10 protein-coding genes and 1 pseudogene are annotated in these 20,083 nt (G+C 68.8%); 6 read left to right on the top strand and 5 right to left on the bottom strand.

Translation table 11 applies throughout. The features are described from left to right. The first annotated feature begins 108 nt into the window (after window positions 1-108). From F1734_RS14190 to F1734_RS14175, 4 genes and pseudogenes are all read left to right on the top strand, one after another. Window positions 109-1,575, top strand: a complete 1,467-nt coding sequence (locus F1734_RS14190) for a TIGR02677 family protein (protein ID WP_119700306.1) — start codon at window positions 109-111, stop codon at window positions 1,573-1,575. After that, the gene (locus F1734_RS14185; RefSeq protein WP_119699790.1) at window positions 1,572-2,936 is read left to right on the top strand and encodes a DUF2398 family protein; all 1,365 of its coding nucleotides are present in this window, start codon (window positions 1,572-1,574) and stop codon (window positions 2,934-2,936) included. Before F1734_RS14190 ends, F1734_RS14185 begins: the two co-directional genes overlap by 4 nt. Continuing rightward, a pseudogene (locus F1734_RS14180) lies at window positions 2,933-7,073 on the top strand (TIGR02680 family protein). Before F1734_RS14185 ends, F1734_RS14180 begins: the two are co-directional and overlap by 4 nt. A gap of 275 nt (window positions 7,074-7,348) precedes the next feature. Continuing rightward, window positions 7,349-7,549: a hypothetical protein gene (locus tag F1734_RS14175; protein ID WP_203010708.1), complete on the top strand. Its 201-nt coding sequence runs from the start codon at window positions 7,349-7,351 to the stop codon at window positions 7,547-7,549. Between the two features lie 997 nt (window positions 7,550-8,546). Here F1734_RS14175 and F1734_RS14170 read toward each other — a convergent pair. Then, a complete protein-coding gene (locus F1734_RS14170) occupies window positions 8,547-10,652 on the bottom strand; it encodes a DEAD/DEAH box helicase (RefSeq protein ID WP_203010707.1) in 2,106 nt (701 codons plus the stop codon). Between the two features lie 116 nt (window positions 10,653-10,768). Between F1734_RS14170 and F1734_RS14165 the strand changes: the two genes are divergently transcribed. Next, entirely contained in the window at window positions 10,769-11,020 is a 252-nt protein-coding gene (locus tag F1734_RS14165; protein WP_037216603.1) for a toxin HicA, read from the top strand. Next, a complete protein-coding gene (locus F1734_RS14160; RefSeq protein WP_003934890.1) occupies window positions 11,017-11,352 on the top strand; it encodes a type II toxin-antitoxin system HicB family antitoxin in 336 nt (111 codons plus the stop codon). The genes F1734_RS14165 and F1734_RS14160 overlap by 4 nt, the downstream gene beginning before the upstream one ends. 108 nt (window positions 11,353-11,460) lie before the next feature. Here F1734_RS14160 and F1734_RS14155 read toward each other — a convergent pair whose 3' ends face one another. Genes F1734_RS14155 through F1734_RS14140 form a run of 4 tightly spaced genes read right to left on the bottom strand, consistent with a single transcriptional unit; the run spans window position 11,461 to window position 19,719 of the window. Next, window positions 11,461-12,084, bottom strand: coding sequence for a uracil-DNA glycosylase family protein (locus F1734_RS14155; RefSeq protein WP_203010706.1), 624 nt, complete (start codon window positions 12,082-12,084; stop codon window positions 11,461-11,463). Further along, on the bottom strand, window positions 12,081-13,361 hold the full coding sequence (gene brxD / locus F1734_RS14150; protein ID WP_203010705.1) for a BREX system ATP-binding protein BrxD: 1,281 nt from the start codon (window positions 13,359-13,361) through the stop codon (window positions 12,081-12,083). The genes F1734_RS14155 and brxD overlap by 4 nt, the downstream gene beginning before the upstream one ends. Beyond that, window positions 13,358-16,015, bottom strand: coding sequence for a BREX-2 system phosphatase PglZ (gene pglZ, locus F1734_RS14145; protein ID WP_203010704.1), 2,658 nt, complete (start codon window positions 16,013-16,015; stop codon window positions 13,358-13,360). Before pglZ ends, brxD begins: the two co-directional genes overlap by 4 nt. Continuing rightward, a complete protein-coding gene (locus F1734_RS14140) occupies window positions 16,012-19,719 on the bottom strand; it encodes a DUF6079 family protein (protein WP_203010703.1) in 3,708 nt (1,235 codons plus the stop codon). The genes pglZ and F1734_RS14140 overlap by 4 nt, the downstream gene beginning before the upstream one ends. Window positions 19,720-20,083: the final 364 nt, after the last annotated feature.

Genomic DNA, 20,083 nt, shown 5'->3' with positions numbered 1-20,083 from the left:
TGGCACGCACGGCACCGGGGGTTGCGTGGCACGTGGGCCGCCCCCGCCTACCCTGTCACGGTGAACGAAACGCAGCCGCCCGCCGGGCACACCGACCCGGGGCCCGGGGTGCAGCACGATCGGCTCCGGTTGTTCTCGTTCGCCACGGCCGAGAAGCGGGCCGAGTACCTCTGGGTGCTGCGGGCTTTCGACATCGCTCGGGCCAACTACGTCGTGCTGCTGCACGCCGCCGAGGTCGCGGCGATCCTCGAGCGGACCGGCTCGACGGATCCGGCGGCGGCACTGTCCGCTCAGGACGTGGCGCCCCTCCTCGAGCAGCTGCACGCCTGGGGGGTGCTCGAACGCAGCTACGACGGCACCCGGGTGGCGTCGCTGGCCGAGTACCGCAACCGGCACTACGTGTATCAGTTCGGCCGGGCCGGCTACCACGCCTTCCGGGCGGTCGAAGAGGTGCTGAGCGCGCGCGGCGAGGACGCGTCGCTGTCGCGTCTCGCCCTGGCGGATCTACTGGCCGACCTGACCGAGCTGGCGGCGGCGAACGACGCCGGGGACGGCGAGCTCGTCTACCGCAAACTGTCGCGGCTGGACACGACGTTGTCGGACATGGCCGAGCGGGCCGCCGGGTTCTACCTGATGCTCGGCGACCTGGTGCGCACCACCGAGGTCACACCCGAGTCGTTCCTGGCGCACAAGGATGCGGTGCTGGCCCACATGCGGGAGTTCAGCACCGACCTGGCCCGCTACGGTCCTAAACTCGCGGCGGCGCTGGCGCGGGTGCAGGAGACCGGGATCGACCGCATGCTCGGGTTCGCCGCCGCGCACGACGAGCGGATGCTGTTGTCCGTGGCCGAGCGGCACGCGGACTGGCGGGCCCGGTGGCGTGGGCTCGAGCGGTGGTTCGTCGGCGCCGCCGACGTGCCCAGCGAGTCGGAGCGGCTCCGGGACGGCACGATGAGCGCGATCGCGGCGGTGCTGGCGCTGCTGCGGCGATTGACGGAGACCCGCCGGGGCGGGGTCAGCCGCGAATCGCAGCTGCGGCACCTGGCCGCCTGGTTCGCGGCCGCGCCGGACGAGCAGTCGGCGCACGCGCTGTTCGACGCGGTGTTCGACCTGGGCCGCCCGCGGCACTTCTCCGTCGTGCATCCCGACCCGGAGACGGTCCCGGTGACGACGTCGTGGTGGGACGCGCCACCCGTGCCGATCGCCCGGACGCTGGCCGAGACCGGGCGCACCCCGTCGGCGGGAGCGCCGGCGCGGGTGCAGCGCAACGAATCCGGGATCCGGCGGTTGCGGGAGCGGCAGCTGGCGACGCAGCGGGCGCGGGCCGAGGCGGCACGCTCCCTCGCGGCGGGCGGCGTGGACGAGCGGGAGTTGTCCGAGCCGGAGACCGAGGTGCTGTTGGGTCTGCTCGACGCGGCGCTGTCGGCGCGGGTTCCGGTCAGCGGCACCGTGCCGGGTGCGACGGGCACCCAGAACGGGGTGCGGCTGACGCTGAGCCCGGCCCCGGAGGGCACGGTGGTCCGGACGGCGCGGGGCCGGCTGCATCTGGACGGGCTGCGGGTGAGCGTGCAGTGAGCGCCCGGCGGATCTCGCCGCTCGACCGGGATTCCTACCAGCGGGCGGCACGGCTGATCCTCTCGCACCACCTGGTGACCACCCGATACCCCGACCGGGCCGCGCTGCCCCTGCTGCGCCGGTGGGCGACGGAGCTGCGGGAGGACCTGCTCGAGTTGTTCGGGTACCGGCTCGAGGTGACCGAGACGACCGCGCGGTTGTTCACCGTCGCCGACCGGCTCGATCCCGGGGGCGGGGCGCGCTCGGTGACCGACCGGCCCTTCGACCGTCGCCGGTACGCATATCTGGCACTGGCGCTGGCGGCGCTGGGCCGCGCGGGCGGGCAGATCACCCTGTCGGAGCTGGCCGAGCAGGTCGCGTCCGAGGCGGGACAGGTGCCCGGGGTCGAACTGGCTCCCGAGCGGGCGACGGACCGGGACGCGTTCGTCGACGCGGTGGCGTGGCTGGCGGCGCGGGGGGCGATCGCACTGGCGGACGGCGACGCCGGGGGCTGGGTGTCGGACCCGGAGCGAGGTGAGGCCCTCTACGACATCGACCGGCCCGTGGTGGCCGCGTTGTTCCGGCCGCCGCGGGCGCTGCAGCACCTGCACTCGGTGCGGGGCCTGCTCGCCGCCGGTGACCGCCGCGACGGGGACCGGAGCGTGGGCACCGCGGAGGTGGCGCGGCGGGTGCGCCGGGCGCTGGTGCAGCGGCCGGTGGTGTATGCCGAGGAACTCGACGACGAGGCGCGGCTGCAGCTGGCGCTGCCGCGCACGACCGCGGGGATCGAGCTGTTGACGGGGCTGGTGGCCGAGCGCCGCGCGGAGGGCGTCGCGCTGGTGGACTCGTCGGGGCGGATGTCGGATCTGCGGTTTCCGGGGGTGGGGACGGTTCCGCAGGTGGCGTTGTTGCTGGCCGGGGAGATCTGCGCGCGGGTGTCGGAGCCGGGGTGCGAACCGGTGCGGTTGCCGCGGCCGGTGGACGCCGAGGCCGAGCTCGAGGCGGGATTGGACGCCGCGATCCCGGCGGCCGGGGTGTTCGCGCCGCTGGCGGGTGACGCGGCTGCGGCGGATGCGCCCCCGGGGCCGCGGCCGGCGCCGGCGCATCCGCTGGTCGAGGACAGTTGGCTGGCGGAGACGGTGGCGCGGCTGGCCGACGAGTTCGGCCGTACCTTCGCCGCGCAGTGGCAGGCCGATCCGGCCGGTCTGCTGGAGGCGGCGGTGACGGTGTTGGAGCGGCAGCGGCTGGTGGCCCGGGTGCCCGGCGGGGTGCTGGCGTTGCCGGCGCTGGCCCGGTTCCGGGGGGTGGTGGTGACGGTGCGCGAACGCGATCCGCGTCTCGCGCTGGCCGGCGAGGATTCGAACGAAGCGGAGATGTCGTGAGCAGTGCCCGTTTCCGGCCCACCCGGGCCGGGATCATCAACCTGTGGGACTACCGGGATCAGGAGTTCTCGTTCGCGGACGGTCGGCTGGTGCTGCGGGGGCCCAACGGGTCGGGCAAGACCAAGGCGCTCGAGGTGCTGTTCCCGTTCGTGTTCGACGGTCGCATCGAGCCGCGGCGGTTGAACCCGTTCGCCGGCGAGGAGCGCACGATGCGGTCCAACCTGCTGTATCAGGGGCAGGACAGTGCGTATTCGTATGTGTGGATGGAGTTCTGCCGCGGGCGCCGGGACGATCCGGAGGCGGTGACGGTGGGGGTCGGGATGCGCGCGGCGCGCGGCCACGACAAGGTCACGCGGTGGTATTTCGTCGTCGACGGCCGGGTCGGTGTGGACTTCTCGCTGCTGGATGCGGCCGATCGTCCGCTGACGCGGCGGCAGCTGATCGAGGAGGTCGGTGCCGATGCGGTCACGGACCGGCCGGTGGACTACCGGGCGGCGATCGACGCGCGGTTGTTTGGGCTCGGGATCGAGCGTTACGAGCAGCTGATCAACCTGATCCTGACGCTGCGCCGGCCGCAGCTGGCCAAGAATCTGGATCCGAAGGGGCTGTCGCAGGCGCTGACCGACGGGTTGCGGCCGCTCGACGAGCAGCTGGTGCTCGAGGCGGCGCGGTCGTTCGCCGACATGGAGGAGGTGTCCCGCACGCTGGAATCGTTGGCGGCGGCAGACGACGCGGCGCAGCGGTTCGTCGGGGTGTATACGACCTACCTGGGTCAGCAGGCTCGCGCCGACGTCGACCGGCTCGGGGCCCGGCTGGCGGCGGTCGACGCCGGCACCTCGGAGTGGACGGCGTCGGTGGCGGCGTTCGATCGGGCCGGTGCGGAGCGGGCGCTGACCCTCGAGCGGCTCGAGGTCGCCGAGCGGGACCTCGAGCAGACCCGCGCGGCACTCGAGGCGCTGCAGCGGTCGAGCGCGTACGAGGGCAAGCAGCAGCTCGACGATCTGGCGCAGGTGGTGGCGGATCTCGAGCGCACCACGGCCGGGCAGGCAGAGCAGGCGCAGCGCGCGCAGGTGGAGCTGGCACAACGCGAGGAGGAGGCGCGACGGGCAGCGGAGGCGGCCGTGGACGCGGCGGCCGCCGCGCACCGCGCCGAGGACGCGCTCGCCGCGTCGGCGCGCGATGCGGGCATCGAGTGGACGGTGCCGGCCGAGGACACCCGCGGTGAACAGATCGCAGCGAGGGTCGCCGCGTGCGCGGAGGAACGGGCCGCGGATGTGCGAGCGGTGCGGACCGCGGTGGCGGCCGCCGAAGGGGCGTCGGCGGCGCGGGTGCGGGCGGAAGCGGCGGCCGAGCGCGCCCGCGCGCAGCTCGAGTCCGCCCGGATGGCGGTGGACGCGGCGGACGCGGCGGTGGATGCGGCCCGCGCGGAGGCGTCGAACCTGTTGCGGGAGTGGTGGACCGGTCATCGGGATGCGTGGTCGGCAGTCGACGGACCGGAGGAGCTGTTCGAGGCGCTGGTGGCGGCGATCGCGGCGGCCGGTGGCGACGAGGCGGCGACGCCGGCGGCGGTGCTGGCCGAGCGCACGGCGCCGATGGTCGAGGAGTTGCGGTTCCGCCGCCGCGGCCTGGACGCGGAAATCACAGACGAGCAGGAGCGGATCGCGCTGCTGCAGGCCGAGCGGGACATGATCGAGGCCGAGCGCGACGACGCTCCCCCGGCGTTCCCTGCGTCGACCGCACCGACCGGCACGTCGGGAGCGCCGCTGTGGCGGCTGGTGCGGTTCGCGGACGCGGTCAGCGCCGAGGCGGCCGCGGGGCTCGAGGCTGCGCTGGAGGCGGCGAACTTGTTGACGGGCTGGGTGTGCGGCGCAGCGGAGGACGCGCCCGCGGGGGCCGCGGTGCTGGTGCCGGCGCCGCCGGCGCAGCGGCCCGCGGGCCGGACGCTGGCCGACGTGCTGGTCGTGGAACCGGACACCGGGGTGCCGGCCGAGCGGGTGCGGGAGGTGCTGGCGTCCGTCGCGGTGCCGGATGCGGTGACGGACGAGACCGGCCCGGGCGTCGACGAGCGCGGCGGCTACCGCCAGGGGGTGCAGCTGGGTCGGCACACCAAGGCGCAGGCCGAGTACATCGGGTCGACCGCGCGGGCCCGTCGCCGGCACCTACGATCGTCCGAGCTCGACGCGGAGATCGCCGCGGGGCGGGCGCGGATGGCGGACGCGGAGTCGGCGCGGGTGGCGGTCGGCGAACGGCTGGCGTGGCTGGATCGGGCCGCGTCGGCGGTGCCGCGCACCGGCGCGGTGCTCGCGGCGTTGCGGAAGGTCAGCGAGTGCGCGGGGGCGCTGCGCACCGCCGGGGAGGCGGCGGCCGCGGCCGACCGGGACCTCGATCAGGTGATCGCCGAATGCTCCGTGAAGGAGCGGCAGGTGCGGTCGGTGGCGGCCCGGCACCGGGCGCCGCACGACCCGCGAGCTCGAGCAGCTGGCGGCGGCGATCCGGTTCTTCGAGTCGCAGGGCCAGACGGTGTTGCGCACCCGGCGCGAGCAGGTCGCGGCGGCCGAGCGGGCACGGGAGGCGCAGGTGCGGCGCGAGGACACCCGGGCGGCGGCCGGTGCGTCCGCCGAACGGGCGGTCACGGCCGAGGAGTCGCTGCGGCAGCAGCAGCAGCGGCTGGCGACACTGCGTGAGGCGTTGGGCGCCGACGCGCAGCAGATCGACGTGCAACTCGCGCAGGCCCGCGAACGGATCGAGGCGGCGCGGGCGGAGCAACGCGCCGCGCGCCGCGCGCACGACGACGCGGTCGAGCAGCTCGGGAAGGCGGAGGCTGCGCATGCCGCGGCGGAGCAGGCGCTGCGGTCGGCGTTGACCGAGACGCGGGTTGATGCGGCGCAGCTGGCGCCGTATGCGCGGCCGGATGTGCTGGCGCTCTTGGGGATCTCGGAGGAGCTGCGGTGGCCGGCGGCGGTGGAGTGGCCGGCGCCGGAGCAGGCTCGGCTCGCCCGGGCGGACGGGGATGTGCCTGCGGTGCCCGCGGCGGTGGGGGCGCTGTACGCGGCGTTGTCGGCGGCGACGGCGACGGTCAAGGGCGGGGACGGAGCCCGCAAGGCGGCTCGGTCGGCGTTGACGGCGGCGTTGCAGGAGTTCGACGGTCAGCTCGCGGCGGCCGGTCAGGACTATCGGCTGCAGTGGGATGCGCCGGAGGGGTTGACGGTGGTGCGGGTGCAGGACGAGCAGGGGTTCTCGTCGGTGGCGGAGTTCGCGGTGCGGATCGGGGCGGCGCGGCGGGAGCAGGAGCTGCTGTTGACCGACGCGGAGCGGCGCATCCTCGAGGATGCGCTGTTGGCGGGCTTGGCGCAGCAGATCCACGAGCGCACTGAGGACGCGCGGGAGCTGATCGCCCGGATGGGGGCGGAGATGCGGCAGCGGCGCATGTCGTCGGGGACGACGGTGGGGGTGCGGTGGGTGCTGGCCGATCATCTCGATGATGAGGCGCGGGCGGTGTGCCGGCTGCTGGATCGGGAGGTGTCGGCGCTGGGGCCGGAGGAGCTGGCGCGGGTGCGGGCGCATTTCGCGGCGCGGATCCGGGCGGAACGGGCGGCGCATCCGGAGCGGTCGTATCCGGAGATCCTGGCGACGACGTTGGACTACCGGCGGTGGCGGGTGTTCTCGTTCGGGTTGATCGGCGCGGACGGCACGGAGGATCGGTTGACGGTGGCGCGGCATTCGGCGTTGTCGGGGGGTGAGCAGTCGGTGTCGCTGCATCTGCCGTTGTTCGCGGCGGCGCACGTGATGCTGGATTCGGCGGATCCGCAGGCGCCGCGGTTGCTGGCGTTGGACGAGGCGTTCGCCGGGGTGGACGACAACGGGCGGGCGGAGTTGCTGGGGTTGAGTGTGCAGTTCGATCTGGATCTGTTCATGACCGGCTACGACCTGTGGATCACCTATGCCGGGGTGCCGGCGTGCGCGCACTACGATCTGGCGCATTCGGTGGCCGAGCACACGGTCGGGGCGACGCTGCTGGTGTGGTCGGAGGGCGGGTTGCTCGCCGAGCACGACGGCTCCGATCTGGCCGCCGCCCTGGGGTCGCCGGGCACGCGGCGGGTACCGGTGGCGGTGGAGGGGGCGCTCGAGTTCGCGTAGGGGTGCGGACGCTCCCTGATCGGTGCGGGGGTCGGCGGATCCACCTCTACTTTGGTGCGCGGGGCGGGCCCTGCTGGAGGCAACTCCAAGACCTGACAGGACCTTCAGTCAGACACCGCAGCCAAGGCCGAGCAGGATGCGGATGTCTCCGACGAACTCGAACAGGTAGCGCAACCCGTACAGAAGAACGGTCTTGACCGGGGCAAGATCGGGTCTGCACCCGAGACAGCCAGCCGACGCATAGCCTCCGCGCTCGGTACGGTCCCGGCGACGATGTGGCTCCGCCGCTCTCGCCCGTCGATACGAACCAGCTCAGCCAAGAGCTGCTTTCAGCCATCGGCGGTGCGATGACCGGTCACCCCCGGCCGGTGACCGAGATGCTCAACATCGAACGCCGACCCGACTACACCAACAAGATGGTGTTTGGACCCAATATTGGAGTCGAGCTCCACCAAGAAACGCCACCCGGATACTGACCGGGACATCACGCCGGGAGTTTCCCGGAAACACCTGGGGGCTGCCGAAGAAATTACTTACTGTTGCCACTTTTCGATGTACGAGAAAGGGATACCCGAATGGCGGGTCATCCTTCTCTGATCAAATACACCGCAGCGACAATCACTGCTATGAACGGCACGGACGTCCAAATTCGCCTACCCGCCAGGTTGCGACACTCTTCACTTACTTCGAAGTCAATCCTTCCGATCACTATGTCAAGTCCACTTGGTGTCAATTTTCCTGAGTCTTGATCGATGCGCGCGTCGCCGTATGAAAAGGACGAGCTCGACGAACCTTCTGAACTTGAACTGCACAGACCGTCGACGTCCGTACTCCACACACTGATGGAAGGCGTAAAGGAAGACGTAGACACGGGCTCCGGAGACTCAAGGAGCGGCAGTGGATCCCGGTCTATCGGCCCGAATATCAACCGGATGGGCGTGAATAGAAGAATTGCTGCAAAAAATACAAGAATACCGACACCGAATATACTGGCAGCCACGAGTGCGACGCGTCCGAATATTCGCAGCGCTATCCAGATTCCCATTCCGATGACAGTGGTCACCGCGCCGATCACCGTCATCACTACGTTTTGGATAAAAAATCCGAGTATGAGCAAAACTATGCTCGCATAATTGCAAACGGTAAGAACCCGTGGCGACGGAGCCCCCATTACTGCCCCCCGATCTGCCCAGGCGATAAAGGGAACACGGAAATTTTACGCCCGAGCCGAAGAATGTCAAGGGGCGCGAGGGCGTGACCCTGGCGCACTTTCCGCTATTCTGTTTGCGCACTTGTTCATACGTGGTCAACGACGCGCTTGCGGAGCAGGCCGAAGTTGGCTCGCCTGTACAGCTGCCATTTCAGCATCTTCATCCGATTCACATGTCCCTCGACCGGGCCCCGAATCCAGCTCCGCCCACGACCGCACTCACCGGGCGCTGTGTACGAGTAGTGCATGACTCGGACGGGTGCTTAGTCGTCGTGGTCGGTCCGATGGATCCGGCGACACGTCGCAATGACTGCTCGGGCATGCGGTTCGTCCGCGAGCCGCACTGCCAGGGTTTCCTCGGCGAGTCCCGGTGGTAGTGCGGAGGAGAACTTCAGTCCGGCCACGGCGCTCTGCGCGACGTGTGGGAAGGTCCAACGAGGATCGGCCAGAGCCACACTCACGTTTGCCGGGGTGATGTTCGGAAGGAGACGCAAGGACTTCTCGTCGACCCGCTGACGGGGATCGACCAGCGTCGGAAGCGACGCCTGCAAAGTGCGGTTGGCCGCGGTTCCTGCCCAGGTCCACCACCGACCCGAGCCCTCAGTCGGCATCGTGAGCACGGAGGCATCCGGATCAACGCTGTCGGCGTAGCCCTGCCGTAGTTCGGCAAGCACCGTTTCCGCGCGTCGGGTCAGTGTCACTCCTGCAGGTACGGTGCCGAGCAGCACTGCGCGCATGCCCTGTGTGATGTCGTAGGACACCCCACCGCCTGTGCCGGACCACTTGGCCTTCCCACCGCCGTCCACAGGTTCCACGAAACACCGGCGCCGCTGCCAATCGATATGAGTCACCCTCCACGAGCGACCACCGAGCAACAGCACGCGGGGACCGTCGACCTCTTCGACCAACAGATCGGTGCCCACGGTGCCGACCTCGTTGCGTCCCGCCAGCACGGTGAACTCGGGAGGGGCGCTGAAGACGGCCGTCAGGTCCGAGAAGTATCGCCGTCCGAATCGGCGCTCGGCCTCGGGTCCGATGTGCAGGAAGCTCCCGTCGCGCTCGAAGAAGCCCTGCGCGCGGAGGAACGCCATGATCTCGTCGGCGTGCTCGTCGAAGATCGGCAGAGAACCCCACCAGTCCCGCCAGCTCATCTCTCCGAGTCGGTGTTCCTGCAGGCACAGCGCCAGCATCTGTTGCGCCGCGATGTGCCGCGGGGACGGGGGTGCGACAATCGGCTCCACCCATCCGCGCGACCAGCATTCGAGCATGCCCAGGGTGAGCAGTACCTGTTCGTCGTCGACGCCGAGAAACAGACAGTTGCGGGTGGTGCCGGGGCGGCGGCCGGTGCGGCCGAGACGCTGGAGGAACGATGCGACGGTGCGTGGCGAACCGATCTGGATGACGCGGTCGAGGTCGCCGACGTCGATTCCGAGTTCGAGGGTGGATGTCGCGACGATCACCGTATCCCGCGCCTCGGCGAATGCCGCTTCGGATTGGCGCCGCTCGGCAGCCGAGAGCGACGAGTGCGACAAGAAGGTGGTCACTCCCCGTTCGCGCAGAGCCGCACCGAGTTCTTCGGCGCGGCGTCGCGAGTCGACGAACACCAAGCGTTTCTCGCCCTGGTGCAGGGCAGCGATGACTTTGGCGGCGTTGTCGATCGAGCCGACGTAGTCGACGGTGATCTCGGGTGGCGTCGACACAGAGGGAACCGCGGGGTCGACAACTCGACAAGGACGTCCCGGAGTCCCACCCTGCAACCACCGCAGTAGCTCGTCGGGATTGCCCACCGTCGCCGACAGCCCGATCCGTTGCAGGGGACGGCCGGCGATACGCGCGAGCCGTTCCAGTACAGCAAGGAGGTGCCAGCCCCGGTCGTCGCCGGCGAACGCGTGGACCTCGTCGACGACGACGGCACGCAACCCCGCGAACAGCACCCGAGGGTCGACTTTGGTGGACACAAGCATCGCTTCGAGCGATTCGGGAGTGGTGAGCAGGATGTCGGGGCGGTCCCTCAGGATCCGCTGCCGCGCGGACTGGCCGACGTCGCCGTGCCACACGGCGGCGGTGCGGCCGAGCCACTGGGCGTAAGTGTGCATGCGTGGTTGGAGGTTGTTGAGCAGTGCCCGCAGCGGGCACACGTAGAGCACCGACGTGCCCTGCCAATCGTGCTCGGCCATCGCCGAGAGCAGAGGGAAAGCCGCCGCCTCGGTCTTGCCTCCCGCGGTCGGGGCGAGGACGAGCGCGTCCTCGCCCGCGAGGATCGGTTCGACGGCGACGGCTTGAGTGGGGCGAAGGCCGTCCCAACGCAGCGTGTTGACGAGGTGGTACTGCACGCCGGGATGGAGGAGGGTGAATGCGCTGTCGGTCATGAATCGAATCGCTCGATCACATGCGGGTTCGGGGACACTCGTCGATCATTCGCGTCAGGACTGTCAACAGCAACTTCACTCCCGCGTGGCGCTAGCGCATACGCTAGCATTGAGAGGTGTCGAAAGCAGAGAAGCTTCGATCGAGGATCGCCCAAAATCCCCGGAACGTCCGCTACGAGGATCTGCATCGGTTGTGTGTGGAAGTCTTCGGGCCACCTCGCCACGATGGGGGTAGTCACGCCGTGTTTCGAACACCGTGGCCGGGCGATCCACGCGTGAACATCCAGCGCGGCAAGAACGGGGAGGCCAAGCCGTACCAGGTCAAACAAGTGTTGGCAGCGATCGAGAAGATGGAAGAGGAGTCATGAGCCGACCGGACGCACGTCACTACAGCTACCGAGTTCAGTGGTCGCCGGACGACGACGAGTACGTGGCCACCGTGCTGGAGTTCCCGGGATTGTCGTGGCTCGAAAGCGATCAGAGCGAAGCATTGGCCGGCCTTGTCCGTCTCGTCGAGAGTGTGATCGGCGATATGATCACCAACGGCGAAACCGTGCCGCAACCCTTCGCCGAACGTTCCTACAGCGGTACGATCTACGTTCGCACCTCCCCCGAGCTGCATCGACGTCTCGCAATCGAAGCTGCAGAACGTCACGTCTCTCTCAACCAGCTAGCCGTCCAGCGATTGGCGAACGCATAGCCCATCGCACCCAGACACCCACTCGTTCATCGGCCCGTCGTCCGCAGCCGCAAGTAGATCCGCGACGGCGATCGCCGCGCACCTGCCGCCACACCGTGACCGGACGTTTCAACCGAATGCTTCGACCAGGGCAGCACGGAGTTCGTCTCGAGCGCCGGGCCGGTTGATTCCCGGAGGGGACGGCGATGGGCCGAAGACCACGTGCGCACCAGGCACTACATCATCGAACGAATGCTTCTTCCACCCGTCCCGAACTTTGCTGCCCAGCACCAGAACGGTTTGCGGGCAATGGATCAGTTCGGTGAAGGACCGGAAGTACTTCTTCCCTTTCGCCAGCTCGGCGTCGTCGGGATTGAACTTGCGGATCTCGAACGGGCAGATATTCCACGCAACACACCGACGCCTCTCGATCCCGAGTTCGCGGAACATCTCGAACAGTGTCGCGGCCACTTCGTCGTCGTTGTCGAGCGAGATCAACCGACCCGCTCCTCGTCTCGGATCTGCGTCGGCTTGGGGTGCCTTGAGCAACAGAATGACGTCCGCGTCGACACCGCCGTAGGTCGGATCGAGGTACGGAAGGCGGTCGAGGCTTTCTTCCCGTTTGCTGATGCGCCAGATCAGCCGGTTCAGTTCCAGAACCGATGGTGCCTTCTTCGCCTGTTCGAGCCGCGCCAGGCGGAGTGTGTCGTCACTCAACGCGCGCGGGCTGCTCGGAATCTCGAGGCAGCTCACAGGTCCAGCTCCACATCGTCCGCCGACACGACCTCTCGCTCGGCCTCAGACAACTCGGATGCCCCGATCTTGATCTCGTAATCGGTGTACGGGTCGAAGTCCGGGTGCAGTTCGATCACGTCGAGGACGTCGACGAGTTTGCGCAGAAACAACCTCGGCGCGATCCCGACGCGACCGCCGAGACTGCCGGCGACCGCACCGGCGAAGCGGCGGAGGAACTCGTCGTCCGCGGTCGCCCGCACACGTTCGGCGGAGTCGATTCCGCTACAGAACAGATCCCGCACCCGTCCACCGAGTTCGACGAGCCGATCCAGGTCGAAGCCGGTCAGCCTGAGTTGCGGGGCGCGCGGGTTGTCGAAGCGCGGGTCGCGGGAGAAGTCGGTGTGCAGGCGGTCGGCGAGCGGCGGCAGCAACTGGATGCCCTGCCGACCCTCGAAGAACGCCGGTGTGCCGGTGATCAGCAGATACAGGCCCGGGAAATGCCCGTCGTGGATCTCGTCGATCAACTGGCGCAGCGCGTTGAGGGCTTTGGCGCGTGCGTCGGAGCGCACCCGCTGCAAAGTCTCGACCTCGTCGAGCACCAGCAGCAGACCGGCGTTGCCGGCGTCGGCAAGGACCGCGAGGAGTCCGCGTAGGAAGCCGAGTGCCAGGAAATGATCGAGGTCGCCCTTGATGCCGGCGCGGCGCTTGACCGAGACTGCGACATGCGGTTGGCCGCCGAGCCAGGCGACCAGCCCGTCGGCGCCGTCGTTGTCCCCTTCCGCCACCATCCGGCGGTAGGCCCGAATCGCCATGGGAAACACCGGTGCTCGGGCGGCGACGTCGGCGAGGCGACGTTCGAGGAGATCGTCGACGCTCATACCTTGCTGGGTGGCGTCGTCTTCGATGGTGAACAGCCACGCATCGAGGATCGGACGCAGCGCGGACGGCGGAATCGAGGCGGTACGCAGGGATTCGATGCTGCGCCGGTACACGGTTTCGAGCTTGTGCAGTGGCGTGTCGATCTCGTTGATCTGTACTTCGGCGACGGCGAAACCGCGTTTGGTGGCGCGATCGGCGAGCCAGCGGGCGAAGAACGTCTTGCCGGAGCCGTAGTCGCCGCGCACGGCCTTGAACATCGCTCCCCTGCCGGCGACCACCTCGAGCTCGGCGTCGAGTTCGGATTCGAACCGGCCAAGCCCGACGGCGAGCTGGTCGAGACCGTTCGCGGGGACGGTGCCGCGTCGCAGCGCGTCGAGGATCTCTCGTCGCCTCCGTGGCGACACCGCCGCGTTCACGATTCGATCCCGAACTGTTCGCGCAGCGCTGCTTCGTCGAGTCCGACGACACCGCTGTCGAGCAGCAACACCTCGTAGCCTTCGACGTCCAGAACCCGCTTGATCTGTAGCAACGCGCCACCGACTCGGATCGGGGCCAGTCCGAGGAGGGCCGCTGCATGGGCGGTGGTCAGTTCCCGCGCCGGTGCCGCAAGCAGTGCAGCGAGCAGTGCGCGAATCTGGTCGGGACGCACCACGATCCGGCCTGCCAGCCGGATCTGATCGGCAAAGACCGTGGTGGCGAGCACCTGATCGGCCACATCCCCACCGGCGTCGGCCACGAAACGTTCTTCGCTGTCGAAGAGGGTGGGTGCCGCCGGCTTCGCTGCCGGCGCTGGGCGCACTCGGGGAGCGTCGACCTGGACGGGGCTGTGCCACCAGGGTGGCTCGACCGGACCGAGTGCGGTGAGCGTGTCGGGACGCACTCCGGTGTGCAGAGCGAGCACCGGCACCACGACCTCCGCAGGGCTGGCTCCGCCGTGGTAACCGGCGTTGACGGGTCCGTAACGGATGGTGTCGTCAACCGCGAGCACGACCGCGCCGCTGTCGGTGAGCACCCGCGGCCCCCGCACCAGGATTTCGCCGTCTTCCACGCGGTCGAGATCCCCGTGCGCGCGCTGCCCGTACACGGTGACCCGGTTGCGTTTGACGGAGGTGCGACGCTCGATGATGTGCCCGTGGTCGGAGGTGATGATCACCGCCCTACCGGCCCGCTGCGCGGCCTGCAGGAGGGCGCGCAGGTGGGTGATGGTGTCGATGCCCCAGTCGGTTCCACCCGGGTCGGTGTGGTGAAGGGTGTCGTCGACGAAGTTCAGAACCGCGGCCACGAGTGGACGGCCGGTGGTGTCGGCGATGGCGTTGGCGACGTCGGTGGCCAGGTCCGCACCGGCGGGCACGGTGTCGAGTGCCTTTTTGTGGAAGATCGGGTCGGTGCGCCCGGGGGCCGCCTCCAACTTCGCATCACGCAGCAGCTTTAGGAAGCCGGTGCGCTCGGCCGCGTCGCTTCCTTCCCGCAGCTCACCGGCTAGCAGCGAGCAGCGGCTGCGTTGGGTGAGGGTGGGCAGGACCGCGAGCGCACCCGTCCGACGGGAGGATCCGAGCACACCCGCCTCAGTCCAACCGGCTTCCGCAGCGGCCGCAGCAAGTTCGGTTGCGGCCGCGACGGGCAGCGCGTCGACCACGATCAGCAGCGTGGGCGCCGATTTGGCCAGGGGCAGCACCACGGCCGGCAGCAACTGTTCGACGAGTGCCCCGGTGGGGTGCGGCGTGTCGGCGAGGGCGGTGGCGAACCGGCGGTCGTGACCGCGACGGCGCGCGGTGACCAGGGCAATGACCCGGGTGATCGCCTCGGCCAGACGCCGATGATCCGAACCTCGATGCGCCGTCACGAGGGCGGCGTCGACCCAGCCGTCGACGTCGACGTACCGGTGGGTCAACGTGTCGAGCCCACCTGCGGTGGGGGTGTCCACGGCGAGCCACCGCAGCAATCGCACGGCCGCTTCGGCAGCTCGACAGGACGTGGAGGTGCGCGCCGACAGGTGCTGCAAGACCCTCTGCCACGCTAGTTCGACGCTGTCGATGCCGCCCTGCTTCGGACCGTACGAGGCGTCGCCGGGCAGGGCAACCTCGATCGCCCTCGCGAGCTCCTCGAGGCGCGCGGTTAGTCCCTGGGGAAGCAGTTCGGACCGCTCGGCGAGATGTTCGATGTTCAATTCGCGAACGTGCGCGGCTGCGGATTCGAGGACCGCCCGCCGTTCCCGTTCGATCAGGGTGCCGACGACGAGCCCGGAGGTGTCGTCGTGCCAGGCTTCGAGGTCCTCGATGTCGAGGCGACGGAGTCCGTACTCGCCGAGGAACAGTCCCCGCTCGAGGGTGCTGGTGGGGTCGGTGACCAGCCCGGCGAGAAGTCCGAGTGGCACCAGCTCGGTGATCCGCTGGGACTGCAGCAGCGCTGCCACGGACTTGCCGAGTCTTCCCGCTCGTTCGGCAAGCCACTCCGCGACGGCCTTCATCACCTCGGGGCCACCGTCTACGCGGAGGCGGGCGAGGTTGTCGGTCACGTCGGAACGACGGCTCCATTCGAGGATCGCCAAAGTGTCGATCTCGGTGGCGGGATCGTCGGTGATCGCGAGTACGGCGCGCGCGAGGGTGGACATCACGTGCGTGCGGGTGAGCACACCACCCGGTGCGGGGGTGATCGCGGCGGTGGGAATCGCCGCGAGCAATCCGAGAGCCAATGCCCGGTCGTTGGGTACGCGGTAGAGGGCGGGTTCGATAGTGGTGGCCGCGAACGTCGAGCGCAGCGCGTCCCACGGGTCGGGGCTGAGCAGCCGGCCGTCGATGAGGTGGGACAGCACCCCGTCGCCGAGATCCTTGTCGTCGACGGGGGTGAGGATGACGAGCCACTGATCGTCGGCGCGGGATTCGAGGGCTTCCCACACGGCGAGGGTGGATGGGCACGGCACGACCGTCACCGGGGTTCCGTCGTGCTGGAAAGTACCGCCGTCCCACGCAGGCGCGGCACGGAGACCGAGAACACCGCTCTTGTAACGCTTTTCGACGGCTTTCGCAAGCTTGGCGGTGATGATCGGACGGGTGGCGGTGAGAGTGTTCACTGCACCCACCACTTCACGTGCAGGCGTTTGCCGTGCTTCTTGTGGGCCGCGCGCAGTCGTTTGGTGACGGCGTCGATGTCCTCGATATCGTCAAGGGTCACCTCGTCGGGGTCCGTAACGACCTCGTCATCCGAGGTGTCTTCCTCGACTTCGTCGTCAGCGTCATCGTCGGGATCGTCGTCGATGCGTTCGCTCACCACCCACTCGACCACCCGAGTTTCCGTATGGTTGAGCTGGTCGGCCAGAGAGACTCCCGGAGTGGTGATCAGCTCCTTCAGCTTCTTCACGATCACCCGCGCGGATTCGCCTCGCTCACCGTCGGTTTCGGCACCGACGAGCAATGCTCCGACCAGTTTCCACTGGAATCCTCGCAGCGCTGCCGCGTCGTGCGCGGCTTCGGTCCGCATCCGACCGGCGGATTCCGCGGAGCCCGGCACGGGTGCGGTGGCGAGCAGGTCGATGAGCGCGACGTTGCCGGAGGTGCCGGCCAGGGTGTCGAGGTAGTCGACGAGCGCCCGAGCGACGCTGATCCGGTCGGTGTCGGTGACGTCCAGTTTCAGGGCTCGGTGGGCGTCGGCCAGCCGGTCGGCGAGCTGCCGGAGATCGGCGGTCTTCTCCCCCGCTTTGGCGCGTACCTGTTGCGCGAAGTCTGCGACGTTCGCGCCGGTGAGGAAGGTGCGCGGCATCGTGTAGCCGAGTAGGTAGCTGACCGTGGTGCGGGCGGCGTCCCACGCCGCCTGTTCGGGCAGTTCCTCGGCGCGCAGTTCGATGCTTTCGCGCATCCGACCGAGCGGCGGTGCCGGAACGGGCGCGCCCGCCTCGAACCAGGCGCGTTTCCGCAGCAACGCCCATGCGGCGACGATCAGGTCGCGGGCTTCGGGACGCAGACCCCATGCAGGGCTGACGGCGTCGATGCGGTGTTGGAGCGCGCCGACGGTGACGCGGTCCGCTTCGGCGGCCGCGCGGTCGAGTTCACCGGCCCAGTACGCGAAGGTGTCTTCACCGAACAAGAAGTGATCTTCGGTGGCCTTGCCCACCTTCAGCGGCGCGGCGATGCGCTGCGCAACCTTGCGTTCGGCGCCGGCGGTAGGTACCCGGCCCTGACGATCCGCGACCGTCTCCTCGACGAAACCGCGCACGATCTCGTAGTGGCGAGTGGTGACCTCGTCGTCCGGGCTGGGGTACTGCGGATGGTTCGGATACAGCGCCGCAAATGCTTGGTCGACGACCTTGTCGAAGGCGTCCCGCAGGTTCAGCGCAGTGGGCAGTTTCGGGCTGAAGTCCTTGCTGAGCGAGACGAGGATCTCGGTGTGGCCAGGGTCGTCGACGAAGTACTTCGGGTCGGGCGCTTCGATACCGTAAGCCTGCTCGAGGAGGCGTTGGAAGGAGTTGAGCGTTCCCCGGTAGAGGTTTTCGAGGATGCCTCGGGCCTGCGCCCGGTCGGCGGGCGACAGGTGGTCGGTGTTCTCCTGCCAACGATCTCCGGTGCCGCCGAACAGCCAGTCGAGCTTGACGAGCAGCGCGAGGTCTTGCCTGGCTTCGTCGGAGAAGAACTTCGGCAGCCACACGATGGTGTGCCGGTCGCCGCCCGCGAGGAGGCGGTCGATGCGGGCGATGTCGTCGGCCGCGGAGAACTCTCCCTCGTCGAAGGGGTAGTCGACGACGAGCCGCCACGTGCCGGGCCGGTTGTCGAAGTTCTGTTCGGGCACCGACGAGGCGTCGCGGACGTTGCCGAACACCACATCCACTTCGCGGCGGGAGCCGCGCCAGATGACGGTGCGGGTGGCGCCGCCGGCGAGGTCGTCCTGTTTGGTGTCGACACCGAGCGCCTGGTGGACGAGGGTGCGGATGAGCACCTTGCGCTTGCCGGTGTTGTCTTCGCCGCGGATGCGTTCGAGGACGGAGTTGTAATCGACGTTGGACAGCTGCACCCGGATGATCGGGTTGGTGCCCTCGGAGACGGTGATCTCGGGGACGTCCTTGGACCATTCGCGCACCACGCCGAGGACGACGCGGGCTTCGCCGCCCTTCATCCGGGTCTTGATGGAGCCGTGGTTGAGCGCAGCGAGCCGGGACGCGGTGATGTCGCGCAGCGCGGGGACCTTCGGGGCGATCGCAGACAGCAGCAGGGTCTTGGCGATACGGTCGTGGGCGCGGAACCCGGCAGGTACCGAGTCGGGGTCGGTGTCCAGTTGTTCCTGGGTCACCTGATGGCGGGTGAGCAGCAGGGGAAGCAGCTTGTCGTGGTAGAGGGAGTCGGCCGCTTTGAACAGGGTGGACGCGACACCGTCGATAGGTTCATCGCCGTCGACGATGGGGCCGAAGGCGTCGCCGACGGGGATGAGGTCGGCGGTGGTGAGGGTGTCGCGGCGCTCGACGAGCATGCGCTGCATCACCTTCAGGGCGGTGCGGTCGCGTTGCATCACCGAGGCGAGTTCGCGCAGCGTGGCCACCAGTGCCGGGGAGAACGGGTAGGTGAGCCGGAATTCCTGTTCGGAGGCGCCGCGATGCTCTTCGGTGGTGTTCATCGAATCGCGCAGCACGTCCCACACGTCGGGGCTGCGGGTGACGGAGCGGAAGGCGTCGTCGAGGGTCTGTTTGGCTTCGGCGTTCTTCGGTTGCAGCAGGCGGATGTTGGCGACTTCTGCGAGGTTGTCGTTGCCGAGTTCGATGGTGCGGAATCGGCCCTGCTGGTATTGCAGGGCACGGTCGGTGGCGTCCTGATCAGCGCCGGAGGCACCCGCATCGGCGAGCCACTTGCGCAGGTCCATCTGCCGGGAGATGAAGGAGACCAGCGGGATGGGGCGGGGGTTGCCGGAGCCTTCGACGAGTTTGGTGATCTTCTGCGATTCGCGGCTGAAGATCTCGTTGTTACGCACGTAGAAGATCAGCCAGAGGATCAGTTCGTCGAGGAACAGCACCACGGCGTCGTAACCGAGTTCTTTGGCGTGCTCGGAGATGACACTCAGGCCGCGGTCGAGGTCGACGTATTCGGCTTGCTCGAGGAACGATGAGAAGTAATTGCGCACCAACGCCGAGACGAGTTCCTTGCGCTCCTCACTCTCCGCGCGGGCGACGAGCCCGGCCCGGTACCGCTCGAGGGTCCAACTGTCGGAGACCAGTCCGCCCCACGCGTCGTCGCCGTCCGCGCTGTCGCCGCCGAGGCCGGAGAGGAACCGCTCATCACCCATCTTTTCGCGCAGGTGCTCGGCGTCGGCGAGGAGGGTGTCGGACACGTGCAGGGCGGGCAGCGGCGCTTCGGGGTGGAGGCGGCGGATCTGGTCGACGTAGCCCCGGAAGATCGCTTCTTCCATCGACTTGGTGCCGAGGAAGTGGTAGGTGAGGCTGAGGATCTTCTTGCCAGCGATGGTGGCGTCGTAGCGGTCGGAGAGATCACGAAATCGTTCGGTGCGCAGACCCGGGTGATTGCCGAGGAGGGCGTAGAGCACCGCCATGAAGTGCGACTTACCGGAGCCGAACGACCCGGCGAGGTAGGCGCCGCGGGAGGTGTTCTTGGTGATCGCGTCGGAGATGAGAGAGATCGCGGCCGCGAAGTTGTCTTTGAGCGAGTCGGTGAGTACGTAGGAGTCGACGGTGGCGCGGATGTGTGCGTCGTTGTCGGTGCTGTCGGTCAGGCGCAGCACGTAGTCGTCGGCGCCGATGCGTTCAGGAATGTCGATGACGTCCCGCAGCAGAATGCTCACGCTTACTCCGCCCCTCCTTCATGGTTCTCGGGACAGCGGCCGTGGTGGAGGTCGCTGTGAAATTCATCCTGCCAAAGGACGGCGACGTTACCGGGCACCACCCACGCGCGCGGCGGATCGGTGACGCCTCTGCATCCTCGACAATGGGCGCGCGGCGGACCCGGATCCGGCGGCTCACCAATTCGCGCGACACGAACATGCGTTCGAGGTTGACGCTCCCAACCACACGTGGGACCATCCCAGCACCGGCCTGAATACAGGTCGACCCCGGCTGGTGCGGGAACACCGAACCGGGGTCTGGGCACACGACAGGAGCGCTGTCATGCACCGTACGGTGGAGTCTATCCACACGCCCCCAGGGCGC

It is taken from the genome of Rhodococcus ruber (assembly GCF_016804345.1).
Lineage (GTDB): Bacteria > Actinomycetota > Actinomycetes > Mycobacteriales > Mycobacteriaceae > Rhodococcus > Rhodococcus ruber.
The sequence above is the reverse complement of the archived record's forward strand: the minus strand, read 5'-3'. Positions and strand labels throughout refer to the sequence as shown.

What these genes read in the sequence shown, in the direction of transcription:
- F1734_RS14160 (WP_003934890.1), top strand. Translation starts at nt 11,017, where the DNA reads ATGAGCCGACCGGACGCACGTCACTACAGCTACCGAGTTCAGTGGTCG.
- F1734_RS14170 (WP_203010707.1), bottom strand. Translation starts at nt 10,652, where the DNA reads ATGACCGACAGCGCATTCACCCTCCTCCATCCCGGCGTGCAGTACCAC.